The sequence below is a fragment of the Litoreibacter sp. GN1-5 genome (assembly GCF_055693805.1).
On the sequence record NZ_JBVFUP010000001.1, the window covers coordinates 2722777 to 2739531 of the forward strand.

17 protein-coding genes are annotated in these 16755 nt (G+C 48.6%); 8 read left to right on the plus strand and 9 right to left on the minus strand.

The genetic code is table 11. The annotated features are described in order from the left end of the window. Positions 1-78: 78 nt before the first annotated feature. On the plus strand, positions 79-753 hold the full coding sequence (locus tag ACZ1HF_RS13600; protein WP_472658016.1) for a Crp/Fnr family transcriptional regulator: 675 nt from the start codon (positions 79-81) through the stop codon (positions 751-753). Between the two features lie 280 nt (positions 754-1033). Here ACZ1HF_RS13600 and ACZ1HF_RS13605 read toward each other — a convergent pair whose 3' ends face one another. The 9 genes from ACZ1HF_RS13605 to ACZ1HF_RS13645 all read right to left on the minus strand — a co-directional run bounded on the left by ACZ1HF_RS13605 (position 1034) and on the right by ACZ1HF_RS13645 (position 8451). Next, entirely contained in the window at positions 1034-1915 is an 882-nt protein-coding gene (locus ACZ1HF_RS13605) for a glycosyltransferase family 2 protein (RefSeq protein ID WP_472658017.1), read from the minus strand. Positions 1916-2277: 362 nt separating this feature from the next. Continuing rightward, complete coding sequence (locus ACZ1HF_RS13610; protein WP_472658018.1) at positions 2278-2646, minus strand: hypothetical protein; 369 nt, start codon at positions 2644-2646, stop codon at positions 2278-2280. Beyond that, positions 2646-3032 carry a response regulator gene (locus ACZ1HF_RS13615; RefSeq protein WP_472658019.1) on the minus strand — a complete coding sequence of 129 codons (387 nt, stop codon included), beginning with the start codon at positions 3030-3032 and terminating at the stop codon, positions 2646-2648. Before ACZ1HF_RS13615 ends, ACZ1HF_RS13610 begins: the two co-directional genes overlap by 1 nt. A 21-nt stretch (positions 3033-3053) precedes the next feature. Further along, positions 3054-3917 carry a CheR family methyltransferase gene (locus tag ACZ1HF_RS13620; protein WP_472658020.1) on the minus strand — a complete coding sequence of 288 codons (864 nt, stop codon included), beginning with the start codon at positions 3915-3917 and terminating at the stop codon, positions 3054-3056. After that, positions 3914-4381, minus strand: coding sequence for a chemotaxis protein CheW (locus ACZ1HF_RS13625; RefSeq protein ID WP_472658021.1), 468 nt, complete (start codon positions 4379-4381; stop codon positions 3914-3916). Before ACZ1HF_RS13625 ends, ACZ1HF_RS13620 begins: the two co-directional genes overlap by 4 nt. Further along, positions 4374-6470, minus strand: a complete 2097-nt coding sequence (locus ACZ1HF_RS13630) for a chemotaxis protein CheA (RefSeq protein ID WP_472658022.1) — start codon at positions 6468-6470, stop codon at positions 4374-4376. Before ACZ1HF_RS13630 ends, ACZ1HF_RS13625 begins: the two co-directional genes overlap by 8 nt. A 7-nt stretch (positions 6471-6477) precedes the next feature. After that, complete coding sequence (locus ACZ1HF_RS13635) at positions 6478-6846, minus strand: response regulator (protein WP_472658023.1); 369 nt, start codon at positions 6844-6846, stop codon at positions 6478-6480. After that, positions 6843-7121: an STAS domain-containing protein gene (locus ACZ1HF_RS13640; protein ID WP_472658024.1), complete on the minus strand. Its 279-nt coding sequence runs from the start codon at positions 7119-7121 to the stop codon at positions 6843-6845. The genes ACZ1HF_RS13635 and ACZ1HF_RS13640 overlap by 4 nt, the downstream gene beginning before the upstream one ends. Before the next feature lie 88 nt (positions 7122-7209). Beyond that, entirely contained in the window at positions 7210-8451 is a 1242-nt protein-coding gene (locus ACZ1HF_RS13645) for a hypothetical protein (protein WP_472658025.1), read from the minus strand. A gap of 145 nt (positions 8452-8596) precedes the next feature. On the opposite strand from ACZ1HF_RS13645, the gene ACZ1HF_RS13650 reads away from it, so the two are divergent. The 7 genes from ACZ1HF_RS13650 to ACZ1HF_RS13680 are packed head-to-tail and all read left to right on the plus strand — an operon-like array spanning position 8597 to position 16752. Next, a complete protein-coding gene (locus ACZ1HF_RS13650; RefSeq protein ID WP_472658026.1) occupies positions 8597-9886 on the plus strand; it encodes an acetylornithine deacetylase/succinyl-diaminopimelate desuccinylase family protein in 1290 nt (429 codons plus the stop codon). A gap of 42 nt (positions 9887-9928) precedes the next feature. Then, positions 9929-11407 carry an ABC transporter substrate-binding protein gene (locus tag ACZ1HF_RS13655; protein ID WP_472658027.1) on the plus strand — a complete coding sequence of 493 codons (1479 nt, stop codon included), beginning with the start codon at positions 9929-9931 and terminating at the stop codon, positions 11405-11407. Between the two features lie 34 nt (positions 11408-11441). Beyond that, positions 11442-12389 carry an ABC transporter permease gene (locus ACZ1HF_RS13660; protein WP_472658028.1) on the plus strand — a complete coding sequence of 316 codons (948 nt, stop codon included), beginning with the start codon at positions 11442-11444 and terminating at the stop codon, positions 12387-12389. Beyond that, complete coding sequence (locus ACZ1HF_RS13665; RefSeq protein WP_472658029.1) at positions 12386-13198, plus strand: ABC transporter permease; 813 nt, start codon at positions 12386-12388, stop codon at positions 13196-13198. The genes ACZ1HF_RS13660 and ACZ1HF_RS13665 overlap by 4 nt, the downstream gene beginning before the upstream one ends. Then, the gene (locus ACZ1HF_RS13670; protein WP_472658030.1) at positions 13198-14787 is read left to right on the plus strand and encodes an ABC transporter ATP-binding protein; all 1590 of its coding nucleotides are present in this window, start codon (positions 13198-13200) and stop codon (positions 14785-14787) included. Before ACZ1HF_RS13665 ends, ACZ1HF_RS13670 begins: the two co-directional genes overlap by 1 nt. A gap of 11 nt (positions 14788-14798) precedes the next feature. Then, complete coding sequence (locus tag ACZ1HF_RS13675) at positions 14799-16253, plus strand: aldehyde dehydrogenase family protein (protein WP_472658031.1); 1455 nt, start codon at positions 14799-14801, stop codon at positions 16251-16253. After that, the gene (locus tag ACZ1HF_RS13680; protein ID WP_472658032.1) at positions 16246-16752 is read left to right on the plus strand and encodes a GNAT family N-acetyltransferase; all 507 of its coding nucleotides are present in this window, start codon (positions 16246-16248) and stop codon (positions 16750-16752) included. Before ACZ1HF_RS13675 ends, ACZ1HF_RS13680 begins: the two co-directional genes overlap by 8 nt. Positions 16753-16755 lie beyond the last annotated feature (3 nt).

Sequence of the window (16755 nt, forward strand, 5' to 3'; positions counted from 1 at the left end):
TTAGGCAGACATATTTCTGGCCAAATCGACGCTGATCAACGGTACAGATATCAGAAAATAGAGGTAAGCAACATGAGCATGAACGGCAAAAGTGTTCTGTTGGAATCCCTTAATGCAGGTGATCTTCAAGACTTGCGAAGCCTTGCGAGGCAGGTCCGCTATCCCGCTGGTACGTCAGTATTTTGTGTGGGCGATCCAGGCGATACTCTTTTGATGATTGAAAAGGGTCAGCTCGAAATTTCTATCACTGCGCAATCGGGGCGCAAATCAGTGTTGAACCATATGGGTGCTGGCGAGGTACTGGGAGAAATTGCCATCATGGATGGTGGCAAACGCAGCGCTGATGTCGTTGCCCGAACGGATGTTGAAGCCCTGATCCTGCACAGGCGTGAGCTTCTGTCATTTCTTATGGAACGCCCCGAAGCTGTCTTCGGTCTGATTGGTGAGCTTTGCGGAAAGGTGCGTAATGCGTCTGATATGTTTGCTGCTCAGTCGCAACCCACTGCACCGTCACGTTTGGCGCGGTGCCTTCTACGTCTTGCAGCCAAGTGGGGTGAGGAAACCGCTGATGGAACAATGATCCGTATTGCGGGATCATTTTCCCAGACAGATTTGGGCGCATTTTCCGGACTTGCTCGTGAAAACGTAAACCGACATATGAAGGCATGGATTGCAGACGACATTGTCCAGATGACGCCGTCGGGAATAGTCCTCAAAAATATCAAAAGTTTAGAAGAAATTGCCCAGATTTAAGCGTGGACTGCATAAATATTCCGCGGCTGTGACGTCCGTCACAGCAACATGAATGGGTAATAATGCATAATGGATGCGTGATCTGATGTGCCGTTGAGTATTATAGATATTCAATCAGATCATCTGCCTTTCGCCGTATTAAGACAGGTAGAAGTAACGAGTAATTAACGCCCAATTTTGCTGCTGCAAGAGACGCGGCCCTTCATTTCGAGGGCCGCGTATTTGGTTTAACAGGCGACTACACATCCTTTTCCTGTATTGTCAGATGCTACAGAATTCATCACTCAGCCAATCCGCTTGCTCTGCCACCGTCTTTCAAGGTCGATAGCACGCCTTTTAGTAATGCAAACTGCTTCGCCCGTTTGCGGCGCGAGAAAAGGACAACGACAGAAAGGGTCTGCAGGAATGCGGATTGCAGTGAGCTAAGAAAAGGAATGGGGCGGTTATGCTTGCGCATCGAATAGACGCGTGACCTACCCATATGGTAGGCTTTCAGTGCTGCGACGTCCGCGCTGCGGATTGTAGACTTTCCACCCTGATGCGTGACAACTGCATTGCGAATGAACATGAGTGGACCACATGTATTTCGCAATCTGACTGCGAGATCATCATCCTCATGATACAGAAATATTTCGGGGTCGAAGCCATTGACCTTATTAAAGTTTTCACGAGATACAAAAAGCGCGGCCCCGGACAAAACCGAGACCTCCTGATCTGCTTTGGGCCAGCCACGTTGCATCCGTTCGGACCGTGGTATGAGATGGCTATGCCTTTTGAAATAGGCTGATCCATCACTGTTTCGGATGCGCGGGTTCATTCCGGATACTTTAGGGTATCTGTCAGCGGCAATCAGAAGCTGTTTTAAAGCATCGGAATGCAACTCAGCATCTGGGTTTAAAAACAGTAGATATTCTGTCTTCGCAGCCATGGCGCCTTGATTGCAAGCAAAGCCAAAGCCTTTGTTGTTTTCATTACAGATCAGCTTTGCACCGTGCTTGTCGGCAAGCTGTGACAATCCACTTGTATCGACAGATGCGTTATCAACAAGCACAACACTGGCCTGATCAGGGTCAACAGATGCTAGCATTGCAGGCAATACGGTAATGCTATTGTAGCAGACCGAAATTATTGTGATCCGTGTCGCGCTCTCAGCGTTTGACATTATCTGCTCTACCTTTGCCAGATCATTACAGTATCTGAGCTTTAGGAATGAGGTAAAGATGTTTTTCAGACAGTTAAAAGTGTAAGTTACTACCTGTTTTGAGCATATTCTTGCGCGATTTAAACCACTTTTACATCCCCAGATAGGGCGGGTAGGTTTCCTTTTGAGCTCAGCAAGCCCCGGTGGCTAGTTTTCATCTAAGCGCAGGCCATGGGCATCTGTGATGTCCAATTTTGATGTCAACCTTGACCTTTGATACAGTCTCTCAAGCATATAGGTAGGTGCATTAAATAGTGCAGCGAAAGCATGCGCTTTTTATAAAAGAAAACGGTACGTAACATCCCGCGAATATGCAGAGCGTATTAAAGCAACTGAACCAGACCAATCTGTTTTTTTATGTTTTCGGATACAGATATATTTTCTGGACCTGACAAGCGATCACGAATTTCATGCAACTTTATATCTTTAAGAAGCGAGCGCCATGTAATTTCATATTGATCAGGTATTATAAATACTGAGTCATCCAGTAGCTTTTTTAGTGCCTCCATTGACTGTATAAGTAGGTCAATCTTTTGAACTTCTGTTTTCTGTTTATCCGTCAATGAATTTCTTTCATTGATTTCTAAAATAACGCTTTCAAGGGAACTTGCAACGCGGGATAGATGCGATACTTCGATAGATATTCTGCTTAGAAATAAAGATAGGGACTCTTCCTTAACACCGTCAGTCATTAAAGACGCCCAACTACACGCTCGATGCAGCCTTTCATTGAGTCTGGAGTAAATGGCTTCTGAATGAAATTATTCATCGCAAGCTGTTGGCCCATTTTAATAACTTGAGGGTCCGGTTTTCCAGAAACAAGTATGAAACCAATCTTTTGCGTTGTGCGATTCAATCTGAGCCCTTTCAAAAGCTCCAGACCATTCATTCCAGGCATATTATAATCTGAAATAACAAGATGAACTGGATTAGCAGCAAGGACGTTCAAAGCCGATGCGCCGTCATTCATAGTATTGTAATGGGATACCCCCATCCAATCCAATGCTTGAGTAATCAACCCACGGCTGGTAGCCATGTCGTCGACAACCATAACGCGAATGCTATCTTTGAGTGACATTAATATTCCTCTGAATGCGGGTTATATTTTCTGATAGGTTGTCACACCAGTATTTTTCAGTGTTTCCAAAGCTTTTCCTGAGACCCTTTCAGAATGGCCTATGAACAAAAAGCCATTCGGGTTTAATAGATTGGAAAATTCTTTCCAGATCTTTTGTTGTGTCTCTCGGTCGAAGTATATTGCAACATTTCTGCAAAAAATTATGTCAAAAGGTCCGTTGAAAGGCCAGTTTTCAATCAAATTTAGTTGCTTAAAGCTTATAATATTTTTAACGCTATTCCTAACTTCCATATAACCATTTTCAATTCTACTTTGATCAAAAAAACGATCCTTATATGTCGTTGGTATATTTTCTAATAAACTTTCTTCATATATACCGTTTTGGGCAATTCTAAGAATTGATTTATCAATGTCAGTCGCGAGGATTTTTATATCAAGCTCTTGTACATTCGGACATGACTCTAAAACTGTAAAAGCGATACTATATGGTTCCTGTCCACTGGAACACCCAGCGGACCATATGCGCGCGCGGCCGCCGGACCTCACCTTATCTATTAATGGCTCCAGAATCTGTGACCGCATTATTTCAAAATGATGATCTTCACGGAAAAAACTTGTAACATTTGTCGTCAGGGCCGAGAGCATATGCTCCCTTTCAGATATACCCTCGGGTTTCGAGATAAACTGGCAATATTCTGCAAAACCGGCCATTTCAAGATGTCTGACACGCTTTGCGAGCCGGGAATAAACCAGAGGTTTTTTAGTATCAGGTAGGCTGATACCAGCCCAGGACTTTAACTTTGTCGCGATTTTCTCAAAATCTTCTTGGCTGAATGAAAATTCTCGCGTTTGCTTTGCTTGCAGTTGTGCGTTCTGAATATTCATACCGATATTCCTTCCGACGCGGGCAGGATGTGGGTAAGATCAATCAACCGGATCATCCGCTCATCTTCTGCAATTACACCTTTAATGAAGGTTTTAACCTGCTCTGATGCGATATCGGGCGTCGGTTGGATGACGTCAGATGAGATGCTGAGGATTTCGAATACAGCTTCGACAAGAAGTCCAATGACCTGATCCTCAACAACCGCTATCATGATGACGTTACGCTCAGAATCCGGCAGGGCCTCAAGACCGATACGTGCTGCCAGATCAACAATCGGAACAACGGAGCCTCTGAGGTTTATGACACCGCGCACATAACTTGGGGCGCGCGGTAAGCTTGTTGTGCTGGTCCATCCACGGATTTCTCGAACAGACATGATGTCTATACAAAAATCCTGCTCTGCTGTTCTAAAGGCTACAAGTTCCGGCGTACCAGTCGTGATATTGGGCGGTTGATCAAGCATAGGAGAGCTCCAGGTCGGAGTGTTCAAGTGTATTGGTTGCACCTTCGATCAGAAGGCTGGTGTCGAGTATCAATGCGACACGGCCGTCACCAAATACGGTAGCTGCTGCAATGCATGGAACGCGACCATAGTTTTCTTCAAGGCTTTTGATAACGACTTGACGCTGATCATGGATGTTGTCGACCAGCAAGGCGCCGCGCAGTCCTTCCTCGGTCTCAACAATCAGGATGACTTTGCCTTCGGGCTCTTTTGTGCAATCCGAATACCCAAGTGTATGGGCGACATCAATGACAGGTAAGTACATGCCGCGTACTGCAATAACATGTTGGCCATCGCCTATCTGATGGAAGTCTTTTGCATTGGGCCGCATTGTCTCGATTATTGCGGTAAGGGGGACGACCATGTTTTGTTCAGCTACGTCGACGACCATGCCATCCAAAACTGCAAGCGTGAGTGGAAGGCTGATTGTGAAGACAGTGCCTTGACCGGGGTGCGAAGAAATTGTGACACTTCCATCAAGCTCGTTTATTGCGCTTTTGACCACATCCATCCCAACGCCACGCCCGGATAGGCTGGAAACTTCTGACGCGGTGGAAAATCCCGGAAGAAACAGAAGGTTGTCAATTTCAGAATCCGAGAGCTCAGAATTTTTGGCGATGAGTCCCTTTTCTTCTGCAATTTTCTTCACTTTGTCTCGGTTGATTCCAGCACCATCATCCGAGATCGTGATCACAACCCGCCCTGATCTGTGACCTGCCGTCAGAAGCACAGTACCGGTTTCTTGCTTGCCGATTTGCAGTCTTTTTTCCGGAGCTTCCAGACCATGATCAATCGCGTTGCGGATCATATGGGTCAATGGGTCAGACAGTTTTTCGAAGACGGTTTTGTCCACCTCGGTCATGTCGCCTTCGGTTTGCAACACAACTGCCTTGCCCGATGCCTCCCCTGCTTCCCTGACAATGCGAAACATTCTTTGGAACAACGGTTTCACGGGTTGAGCACGGATTGCCATGACGCTTTCTTGAATTTCGCGCGATAGCTGGCGCAGCTCATCCAGGCCCAGCAATACATCAGACCCAGGGGCTAGATTTATCTGCTCGACAGCTTGATTGAGCATAGCCTGATGTATGACCAGTTCCCCCACAACATTGACCAGCCGATCTACGCGGTCGAGATTTACGCGTATCGTATGATTTGCCTGACGTGGTTTTTTGGCCTGTCCCGGATCAGCTTCTGGTTTGCTTGGCAATAGTTCGATGTTTGGCTCAACAGGTGTAATTTCTGGCCGTTGAATGACAGGGGTAGGGGGATCTTCAATGGTAGGCGCTTCAATAACAGGTAACGGTGCGGCAATCGGTGTGATCTCTAAATCGCAGAGGCCATCAACAAACTCGAAAACTTCTTCGACATCCTCTATTTTCTTATCAGACGTCAGAGAGATTTCCCAAGACAGATACGGCTCTTCCGGATCAAACGCGTCAAGCTCAGGAATGAGAGATGTATCCAGATTGATGTCCACCGTTCCTAGCGTTGCCAGCTCCCGGAGCAGAAGCGCGGGGTCATTGCCACTTTGATACAAACCTTGCTGTGGGCGGAACTTGATACTGAACCCGCCAGAGCTTTCAGAAACTTCGGGCAGATCAAGGCCAAAATCCAGCACGACTGGTTCAAAACTTACTTCGGGTACCGTTTCGCTCTTAGGCAAAGACCCAAGTGTGTTACTGAGTTCCTTAAGAATGGTTTGATGTTTGACCGTATCAAATGACAGCTCGTCCCGTGCGGCTGTTATCAGGTCAGACAGGTGATCATCTGCGTGGTGCAGAATCTTCATCAGATCAGGTGTAACGGACAGTTTGAATGAGCGAACTTCATCCAGAACTGTCTCAAACATATGAGCAAATTCAACCAGATCGCTTAGCTGAAACGCGCCTGCACCGCCTTTTATTGAGTGGACTGCTCGAAAGACAGAATTGATTGCTTCAGAGTCTGAGGGGGTATCCTCAATCAGGCGTAAGCCTTCGGCGACTGCTTCTGACAGGTCTTCGCATTCAAGGAAGAACATATCTCTCAGATCGGATGTCTCGGTCATAGCAGATTCACCCTGACGTAACGCGGCGAATAGCGGCGACGAGTTTATGTTCATCAAATGGCTTTACGATCCACCCAGTCGCACCAGCTTTGCGTGCGCGGTCTTTCAAATCAACAGCACTTTCAGTTGTCAGAATGAGAATGGGCAGCCCGCGTAATTCAGTTTTCTGCCGAATTGCGTCAATGAACCCAAAGCCATCCAAACGTGGCATGTTGATATCCGTAATTACGATATCCGGTATCTGGTCATCCAGCTTGGCAAGCCCATCCAACCCGTCCTCTGCCAGTTCAACATTAAAGCCAGCAGCGCATAATGCGTTGTTCAACATCGCCCGGATGGTGCGGGAATCGTCAACCGCAAGAACATTCGTTGTCATATATTCTGCCCTTCGAGTAGCGTTTCAGAAGAAAGGCCCAAGATCGCCAGGCCATCCATGAATACGTTTGACGGATTAATAATCCCGAAAGAAAATTGATCTTTTCCCCATGTATTCAGGGCGGACAGCATAACTTGAAGGCCACACGCGCTGAGATATTTTACGTCACTACAATCAAGCGCTATCTCTTCACCACGATATTTGGTCAGAGTTTCCAGCAACCGAATGCTGTTTTGAATATCAAGGGTTTCATCAATTTTGACCGTATGTGTCATGATTTCCTCAAGAAATAGTTGAACTGCATATCAATAGCAGCCTGAGTTTGATCGCAGATTTTATGAATGTGATTTTAGTACCCCAAGATTATGCCAAAACCTTATGAGAAGCGTTCTTTCTAGTATCACCTTTGATTTGATGATTAATTATCGCTTGGATATTTTTGATACGCCGTTCAATTTGGCGTAGATTTTCTGGTATTTCTTGCTCAAAAGATTTGAGCTGACTAATTATTTCACCAATACTATCTGTATCATTATCCAAACGCGCACTCTCGATCTCACACATCAATCGAGTAACATTCAAACCTGTTACAATTAGTTTCACACGTTTGAAATCATCCAGAAATTGCGATACTTTTCTTATAATATTCATAAACCCCTTTTGAGATTTATGCTCATATAGAAACTTTTGGTTTAGAAGGTTTTCAGCCTCTTTTTGGACGGATACCTGGTCTGATAATTCAGTCTCACTCTGGAAATGATTTACCATATCTATCTGTAACTGTTTACCGCAACTCAAGAAGAGACATTCATTAACCGTATCTATTATTTGACTTGTTGATTCAGAAAATCGGTCAATACTGTCTTTTAACTCATTTGCCAAAGCGCTATAGTTTTCTGATATAACGCTTATTGGGCCCGCCACCTCACCAAGTTGCACAGCTTGAATGCGCATATTCATTGGTGTGGCTTTGATCAAATTGAAAGCCTTCAAAATTATATTACGAAAATCAGCAACATCTTTCAAGTAAGTCTGAACGGTTTGAAAGCGGTGTATCGTTTTATCTGGCGCTGTATTTAGAACACTATTCCGATTCTGAAGCTCTGCAGCCAACGCATTTGTTATAAATGCCTGATAGTTTTCAAACCCATAAACTTGCAAACGCTCAAGAAATTTCTGCGCACTTTCCTCTGCGGATAAACCATACGTCAACTCGTCTTGTCGCAAGGTTTTATATTCTTCTTTTACTATTCTGAAGAAATCGCTTCCGGGCTTTATTCGAATAGAAAGATATCCGCTTTCTAATGGTGTAATGAACGCGAGCACCCAATAGAAGCGACCATCTGCGGCTCGGTTTTTCACATAAGCTGCTATAGGTTCATTATTCTGGATTGTGTTCCAAAATAACCAGAAGATACCTTTTGGCATGTCTGGATGGCGCACTATTTTATGTGGTGCATTCAGAAGATCATCCCAGTTGTAAAGGCTCACACGCTGGAATATGGAGTTACCTGCCTTAATAACCCCACGATCATCAGTCCGAGAGAAAAATAACTCATCATACTGGAATTCTACTTCATGAGTTAAAGTTTTTTTCTCATCCATTTGGAAGCTGTGCCATTTGTTGTTTGCATGGCAGTCATAAGATAAGAATCTTTTGCATTCGTTAAGAAGAGTAAGTTTGTTTCATTCTCTGATAGCGGGAATAGCTTCTTGATGTCCGTTTCAATGCTCAGTACGCTCGGATTCAATGACTATTGATACTCATAATTCGCTATCCCAAAGGATTGAGCAGAAGCGCGAGGATTTAATTGCTTTGACGCAGGATTTGGTGCGCATTCCGACACTGAATCCGCCAGGGGAATTTTATCGTGACATCTGTGAATATCTGAAGCGCAGGCTGGAATCCCTTGGATTTCATGTTGAACTGGTGCGTGCGCATGAGGCACCGGGGGATAGTGAAAAATACCCCAGATGGAACGTGATAGCGCGATTTGAAGGCGCGCAGGCTGGTGACTGCGTGCACTTCAATTCACATACGGATGTGGTTGAAGTCGGGCAAGGTTGGACAACCGACCCATTTGGCGGTGAACTGAAAGACGGTAAAATATACGGTCGTGGAACCTGCGATATGAAGGGCGGATTGGCGGCCTCTATCATTGCGGTCGAGGCCTTTTTAGAGATATTTCCGAATTTTGCAGGTGCGATAGAAATCTCTGGCACAGCTGATGAAGAAACCGGCGGCTATGGTGGCGTCGCTTACCTTGCAGAAAAAGGCTACTTCGCGCCAACCCGTGTGCAACACGTGATCATCCCGGAACCACTGCAAAAGGACCGGATATGTCTGGGGCATCGCGGAGTTTATTGGGCCGAAATTGAAACACATGGCGAGATTGCCCATGGGTCAATGCCGTTTCTTGGGAATTGTGCTGTTCGACATATGGGTGCTGTTCTTCACGAGATGGAAACAAACCTTTTCCCCGCGCTTGCGGAAAAGCAAACAACCATGCCGATTGTGCCAGTGGGCGCACGGCAGTCGACGATGAATATCAATTCTATCCATGGTGGTCAGTCTGAACCCAAACCTGACTTTACAGGTTTGCCGTCTGCCTGTGTTCCAGACAGCTGTCGTGTGGTTGTTGATCGCCGGTTTCTGATGGAAGAAGCCATCGAAGATGTACAGCAAGAGATCAAAGAGGTGTTGGAAACTGTCAAAGCTGAACGTGATGATTTCAGCTATGATGTCCGCGAAATTCTGCGTGTATTGCCAACAATGACGCAAAAAGATGCGCCTGTTGTTAAGAGCGTTGCGCGGGCAATCACATCCGTGCTGGGCAAGCAACCAGAATATGTCGTGTCGCCTGGGACATATGATCAAAAGCATATCGACCGGATTGGACGGCTGAAGAACTGTATTGCCTATGGCCCAGGTCTGCTTGAGCTTGCTCATAAACCGGATGAATATATCGGTGTTCAAGATATGATCGACTCTGCCAAGGTGATAGGGCAAAGTCTGGTTGACTTGCTGATACCCAAATAAAGGTATTGGACAGCTTGCTTTATAAATAGGGGGAGTATGAAGATGGGAAAACTATTCTTAAGCAGCGCTTCAGCGTTGTTTTTGGCGGGCATCAGTTTTGCGCAAGCTGCAGAGACTAATGTAACGATAGGCTTACAACTGGAACCACCTCATCTGGATCCAACAAGCGCTGCGGCTGGTGCCATTGATCAGGTTGTGTACTCCAACGTTTTTGAGGGCCTTACCCGGTTTGGCCCCACCGGGGAAATACTGCCGGGTTTGGCGGAAAGCTGGGAGATAACTGAAGACGGGCGCGTCTACACATTCAAATTGCAAGATGGTGTCAGCTTCCATGACGGCACCCAGCTTGATGCAGAAGATGTAGTCTTCTCACTTGACCGGGCGCGGGCAGAAGACTCGGTTAATGCTCAGAAAGCACTGTTTGAAGGCATTGAAACTGTTGAGGCCGTTGATCCATTGACGGTTAAGGTCACATTGAAGGCACCTGATGGCAATTTCCTGTTTAATGTGGCGTGGGGCGATGCGGTGATCGTTGCGACAGAAAGCATCGACGACATTAAGACAAACCCTGTTGGCACCGGAGCGTTCAAATTCTCGAATTGGACGCAGGGGGACCGGATTGAGTTGGTTCGTAACCCTGATTATTGGGGGACACCTGCCTCGCTTGAAAAAGCGACGTTCAAATTCATCTCTGAGCCTACAGCTGCCTTTGCAGCTATGATGGCAGAAGATATTGACGCATTTTACAGCTATCCTGCCCCTGAAAACCTTGCGCAGTTTGAGGCTGATCCGCGTTTCACGGTGCTTTCCGGTAATACCGAAGGCGAGACGATCCTTGCCATGAACAACAAGTTACCGCCGTTTGATAATGCTCTGGTGCGCAAAGCGGTGAGCCATGCAATTGACCGTAAAGCCATTATTGACGGTGCAATGTTTGGTTACGGCACGCCGATTGGGTCGCATTTTGCCCCCCATCATCCAGACTATGTCGACCTGACTGGCAATTCAGAATACGATGTCGAAGAGGCGAAGAAACTACTGGCGGAGGCCGGGTTTGCTGACGGCTTCAAGACGACCCTGAAACTGCCACCTCCATCTTATGCACGTCGTGGTGGTGAAATTATCGCAGCTCAGTTGCGTGAGATAGGCATTGAGACGGAAATCACCAACCTTGAATGGGCGCAATGGCTGGAACAGGTCTTTCGTGGTTATGATTTTGGTCTAACTATAGTGTCCCATACAGAACCTATGGATATCGGCATTTATGCGCGCCCGGAATACTATTTCCAGTATGACAGTGCTGACTTCCAGAAAGTCTTCGCAGACCTCACTGCTGAAACGGACACGGCCAAGCGAAGCGAGTTGTTGAAGCAGGCGCAGAAGATCATTGCAGACGATAATGTGAATGCCTATCTGTTCCAACTTGCGCTGACTACCGTAGTGAATGCGAAACTGGACGGCATCTGGGAAAACGCGCCGACACAGGCAGTTGATCTGACGGGGGTAAGCTGGTCCGAATAAGTCTCATGGCCCCGGTCAACCGGGGCTTGCACGAATGATAAGGTACACGCTCTCACGTTTACGGTCTCTGGTACTTAGCCTGATCGTTGCAAGTCTGGTAATTTTTGCCGCGATTGAAGTCGTGCCCGGCGATACTGCGGCGTTTATGCTGGGTATTAACGCGCAGGAAGACACGGTTAACGCGTTACGAGAACAACTTGGCCTGAACAAATCACCGCCCGCCCGCTATTGGGATTGGATCAGTGGTATGGTGCGCGGGGATTTCGGGACATCCTATACATACCGCACACCTGTGGCCGAGATTATCGGGGAACGGCTATGGATATCCCTACCGCTTGCTGCTTATGCGTTGATGTTAACCATCCTGATTGCGGCCCCGGCAGGGATATTGGCAGCAACCAAGCGTGGATCTTTCGCTGATATAGGGGTGATGGGGGCTACGCAGCTTGGCGTTGCAATCCCAAACTTCTGGTTTGCGATGCTGATGGTTCTCTTGTTTGCAATCAACCTGCAGTGGTTTTCAGCGGGCGGATTCCCCGGCTGGGATGCGGGGCTTTACCCGGCCATCAAAGCGTTGACGTTGCCCGCGATAGCTTTGGCTTTACCGCAGGCCTCAATTCTTGCGCGGGTCATGCGTTCATCTTTGCTGGATACGCTGTCTGAAGATTACATACGCACGGCACGTGCCAAAGGGCTGACCCGGAAACAGACCCTTAGACATCACGCATTGAGAAATGCGCTGATCCCGGTGTTGACCATCATAGGCCTCCAATTCTCGTTTTTGCTGGCAGGCGCAATCATTATCGAGAACGTCTTCTTCCTTCCCGGCCTTGGTCGCCTTGTCTTTCAGGCAATCTCACAAAGAGACCTGATCGTAGTGGAAAGCGTAGTCATGTTGCTGGTTTTTGCGGTTATCATGGTCAATTTCGCCGTTGACCTTGCTTATGCAGCAGTCGACCCTCGTCTGAGGTCCCGCGCATGATCCGCAATCTGACTTTCGGTATTGCGCTAATCGGGATTTTTACCATCGCCGCGCTGATCTCATTTCTCTGGACGCCCTATGATGTGACGGTTCTGGACATTAGCAACAAACTGAAGCCACCCAACAGCGAGAACTGGTTTGGCACTGATCATTTCGGCCGGGATATCTTCTCGATGATCATGGTTGGTGCGCGCACTTCTATTGCTGTCGCTATTGTTGCGGTGGTTATTGGCATGGGCTTTGGCGTTCCACTTGGCCTTGCTGCTGCATCCCGTCAGGGCAGCTTGCTGGATGAGATAATCTCGCGCGGGAATGACCTGATCTTCGCGTTCCCGTCCTTATTGATCGCCATTATGATTACGGCGGTTTTTGGTCCCTCCGCACTCAACGCCATCATTGCCATTGGCATCTTCAACATTCCGGTTTTTGCTCGTTTGACCCGCGGTGCGGCCCTATCGCTCTGGACACGCGACTATGTTCTGTCTGCCCGTGTTGCAGGTAAAGGCCCAGCCAGAATTTCCATCGAACACATTCTGCCCAACGTCATGAACTTGCTGATCGTGCAAGGCACAATACAGTTCTCGCTGGGCATTTTGGCTGAAGCGTCCCTGAGCTATGTAGGTCTTGGTGTGCAGCCACCGACCCCCAGTTGGGGGCGTATGCTGGCAGAGAGCCAGACCCTGATCAGCATCGCACCGCATATGGCGTTGTTTCCGGGCTTGGCGATTGTCCTAACGGTGCTTGGGCTCAATCTGGCAGGCGATGGGTTGCGTGATCTGTTTGATCCGAGACTCAGGAAGGTTCGATAATGCCGCTGTTGGTGATCGAAAACCTTTCGCTTGCGATCCATGACACAGAGATCCTGCGCAATGTCAGCTTGACGATCAATCCTGGTCAAATCTGTGGCGTCATTGGTGAAAGCGGCTCTGGCAAGTCGATGACAGCTTTTTCCGTTCTGCAACTGTTGCCCAAAGGTGCTAAGACAACGGGGCGTATCATGCTAAATGGCCGTGATGTCTTATCAGCCAGCGAGGCCGAGCTTTGCGCAATACGGGGCCGTGACATCGGTATGGTGTTTCAGGAACCAATGACCGCGCTGAACCCGTTGCAAACGATTGGTGCGCAGGTCGCAGAAACTATTCTGGTTCATGAAAAACAGACAACACGTGCCGAAGCGATGACCCGCGCCCGCGCAGCCCTTGATCGTTGTGAATTGCCCGCTGATCGCTTTCCGCTAACCCGCTATCCGCATGAGTTGTCAGGCGGGCAGCGTCAGCGGGTTGTGATTGCTATGGCGATTGCCTTGCAGCCAAAGCTGTTGATTGCGGACGAACCTACCACAGCGCTTGACGTCACCACACAGGCGCAAATTCTGCGACTTCTTAAACATCTTGTCGAAGAAGATGACATGGGCCTAATGCTGATTACCCATGACTTGGCGGTCGTATCTGATCTGGCCGACCACATTACCATCATGAAATCCGGTGAGGTGGTTGAAGAGGGCGATGCAAAAACGCTCTACCAAAACATGCATCACCCATATACCCGCGCCTTGTTTGAGGCTTCATCCCATCAGCCGGATAGGATACATAACCCATCGGATCAGCCTCTGTTACAGGTTCGAAATGTTATACGTGACTACCAACTGCCCCGCGAAAGCCTGTTCGGCAAACCTCACCAATTCCGAGCCGTCAAGGGCGTCAGTTTTGATCTTAAAAAAGGGGAATGCCTTGCCCTTGTTGGCGAAAGCGGCTGCGGAAAATCGACGCTGACCCGAGCTATCTTAGGGCTGGAACAGGCTCAGGCGGGGGAAATTTTGCTGGATGGCGAACCTGTTTTAACCAAAGGCAGTCCTAATCGCGCTGTGCGGCGCAAGATGCAGGCCGTTTTTCAGGATCCTTATGGGTCATTCAATCCACGCCATAAGGTCGACCGCTTGATCAGTGAACCGTTCCATTTGCTTGATGTCCCCCTGAAAGGTGCAGAACGTGATAGGGCTATCGCAGACGCCCTAACCAGTGTTGGTCTAACCCCGGAGGATCGTCATAAATACATTCATGAGTTTTCAGGTGGTCAGCGCCAACGCATCGCCATTGCACGCGCGCTTATCATTAAACCAGAGCTGATCATTCTGGACGAAGCCGTCTCGGCTTTAGATGTATCCATCCGGGCGCAGATATTAGATCTCTTGGCTGATTTGTCTGCGCGTTTTAACCTGGCTTATCTATTCATTTCCCATGATCTGTCGGTTGTGCGAACAATTGCGGACCGCGTCATGGTCATGCAAGCTGGCGAAATCGTAGAGCAAGGGGAAACCGGTGCAGTGTTCGACATGCCGCAGCATCCATATACTAAAACTCTGATTGCCGCGGCCCCACGCCTGCCGCAAATAGACTGAAGGATCGCAAAATGACACTCAAAGACCTTTGGTTTGATCCATCGCTCTGCTTCATCGGAAATATGTGGGTGTCACCTGACAATGGCCAGGCTCTTGCTTTGCAAGACCCGTCAACAGGTCAGGATATTGGCGAAATTGCTTGTGGGACAAGCGCTGATATTGACCGCGCAGTTGCTGCAGCCGAAGCCGCGCTAAGCGGCGAGTGGGGCCGCATGACCGCACCAGAGCGGGGCCGCATTCTGGCCCGCATAGGCCAGCTTGTTCAAGATCATGCTGATGCACTTGCCAGAATGGAGGCGCTTGATGTTGGCAAACCTCTGAAGCAGGCAAAGGCTGATGTCGCTGCGCTGGCTCGTTATATGGAATTCTACGGCGGCGCTGCTGACAAAATCCACGGCACGACAATCCCCTATCTGGACGGGTATACGGTCTACACGCTGCGTGAACCTCATGGTGTGACAGGTCATATCATCCCTTGGAATTACCCAATGCAGATTATCGGTCGCTCTGTTGGCGCGGCTTTAGCCATGGGAAATGCGGCTGTTTTGAAACCGGCGGAAGAGGCGTGCTTGACAGCGCTGGCCTTCGCCGATTTGGCGCGGCAAGCGGGTTTGCCAGATGGGGCGCTGAACGTGGTTCCGGGCTTAGGCAAAGAAGCTGGCGCGGCCTTAGCATCCCATCCAGGCGTAGGTCATATTTCCTTTACAGGCTCTGTTGGTGTCGGGAAATTGATCCAGACAGCTACCGCGCAAAACGTACTGCCCGTCACGCTGGAGCTTGGCGGAAAATCCCCGCAGCTTGTGTTCGATGATGCCGATGTGGATGCGGCCCTGCCGTTTCTGATCAATGCTGGTATACAGAATGCTGGTCAGACCTGTTCCGCCTCGTCGCGCATTTTGGTGCAGCGTGGCGTCTATGATCAGGTGCGCGACAAGATGGCAACACGATACAATGACCTACAAGCCGGGTCTGCTATGTCTGATCTGGATCTTGGTCCACTTATCTCGGCGCGCCAGAAAGACATTGTCGAAGGCTTTCTCGGCCAAGGCGCGTCTTTGGAACGTGTTGCTACAGGCCAGATTGCGCCTGATACGCCAAATGGCGGGCATTATATCGCCCCAACCTTATTTGCAGGTGTCAGCCCGAACCACACGCTGGCGCAAGACGAGATTTTCGGCCCAGTTCAGGTGATCATCCCGTTCGAAGACGAAGCACAAGCAATTGAGATTGCGAATGGCACAAAGTTCGGGCTTGTCGCATCTGTCTGGTCCCGTGACGGTGCGCGGCAGATGCGTTTGGCGAAAAAGCTGCGATCCGGGCAAGTCTTTCTAAACAATTACGGTGCGGGCGGCGGGGTAGAGTTACCTTTTGGCGGCACCGGCCTATCCGGTCATGGGCGCGAAAAGGGCTTCGAGGCTTTGTACGGTTTTTCTATGCTCAAAACGGTCGCGGCGTTCCATGGCTGAGGTTTGCTTTGTATCCATTGATCCGCAGAAGGATTTTGATCGGGTTCGTGACCTGTGCGACCGCGCAGCTGATTATATTCGCTTAGAGACAGGGCGCGCACCTGATGATGCTTTTGTCAAACATACGCTCACTGATGTTCCACCGGGTATCAGTACTGAAGATACCTTTTTTATTGGGTTGGAACGGCAGGACGGAACCTTTGCAGGTATTGCCACCAGCGTCAGGCATTTCTACGAGCGGGGCGAATGGTATATCGGCTTGCTATTGCTTGATATTGCAGAGCGTGGACATGGGTTAGGCGCGCGTATGGTGCATCATTTCATCAATATGGCGCGTGCAGACGATGCATCCTTGATGCGAATTGCTGTGTTGGACGCAAATACACGAGGTCGGAAATTTTGGGAAAGCCTTGGCTTCAAGCTCGAAAAAACTGTGCTGGGCGACCCGGATGGCGATGGGCATATGCGCCACGTACTTGCACTTGATTTAAAGGAGTGACCC

Coding starts and splice junctions, on each gene's coding strand:
- ACZ1HF_RS13600 (WP_472658016.1), top strand. CDS start 79: ATGAACGGCAAAAGTGTTCTGTTGGAATCCCTTAATGCAGGTGATCTT.
- ACZ1HF_RS13605 (WP_472658017.1), bottom strand. CDS start 1,915: ATGTCAAACGCTGAGAGCGCGACACGGATCACAATAATTTCGGTCTGC.
- ACZ1HF_RS13610 (WP_472658018.1), bottom strand. CDS start 2,646: ATGACTGACGGTGTTAAGGAAGAGTCCCTATCTTTATTTCTAAGCAGA.
- ACZ1HF_RS13615 (WP_472658019.1), bottom strand. CDS start 3,032: ATGTCACTCAAAGATAGCATTCGCGTTATGGTTGTCGACGACATGGCT.
- ACZ1HF_RS13620 (WP_472658020.1), bottom strand. CDS start 3,917: ATGAATATTCAGAACGCACAACTGCAAGCAAAGCAAACGCGAGAATTT.
- ACZ1HF_RS13625 (WP_472658021.1), bottom strand. CDS start 4,381: ATGCTTGATCAACCGCCCAATATCACGACTGGTACGCCGGAACTTGTA.
- ACZ1HF_RS13630 (WP_472658022.1), bottom strand. CDS start 6,470: ATGACCGAGACATCCGATCTGAGAGATATGTTCTTCCTTGAATGCGAA.
- ACZ1HF_RS13635 (WP_472658023.1), bottom strand. CDS start 6,846: ATGACAACGAATGTTCTTGCGGTTGACGATTCCCGCACCATCCGGGCG.
- ACZ1HF_RS13640 (WP_472658024.1), bottom strand. CDS start 7,121: ATGACACATACGGTCAAAATTGATGAAACCCTTGATATTCAAAACAGC.
- ACZ1HF_RS13645 (WP_472658025.1), bottom strand. CDS start 8,451: ATGGATGAGAAAAAAACTTTAACTCATGAAGTAGAATTCCAGTATGAT.
- ACZ1HF_RS13650 (WP_472658026.1), top strand. CDS start 8,597: ATGACTATTGATACTCATAATTCGCTATCCCAAAGGATTGAGCAGAAG.
- ACZ1HF_RS13655 (WP_472658027.1), top strand. CDS start 9,929: ATGGGAAAACTATTCTTAAGCAGCGCTTCAGCGTTGTTTTTGGCGGGC.
- ACZ1HF_RS13660 (WP_472658028.1), top strand. CDS start 11,442: ATGATAAGGTACACGCTCTCACGTTTACGGTCTCTGGTACTTAGCCTG.
- ACZ1HF_RS13665 (WP_472658029.1), top strand. CDS start 12,386: ATGATCCGCAATCTGACTTTCGGTATTGCGCTAATCGGGATTTTTACC.
- ACZ1HF_RS13670 (WP_472658030.1), top strand. CDS start 13,198: ATGCCGCTGTTGGTGATCGAAAACCTTTCGCTTGCGATCCATGACACA.
- ACZ1HF_RS13675 (WP_472658031.1), top strand. CDS start 14,799: ATGACACTCAAAGACCTTTGGTTTGATCCATCGCTCTGCTTCATCGGA.
- ACZ1HF_RS13680 (WP_472658032.1), top strand. CDS start 16,246: ATGGCTGAGGTTTGCTTTGTATCCATTGATCCGCAGAAGGATTTTGAT.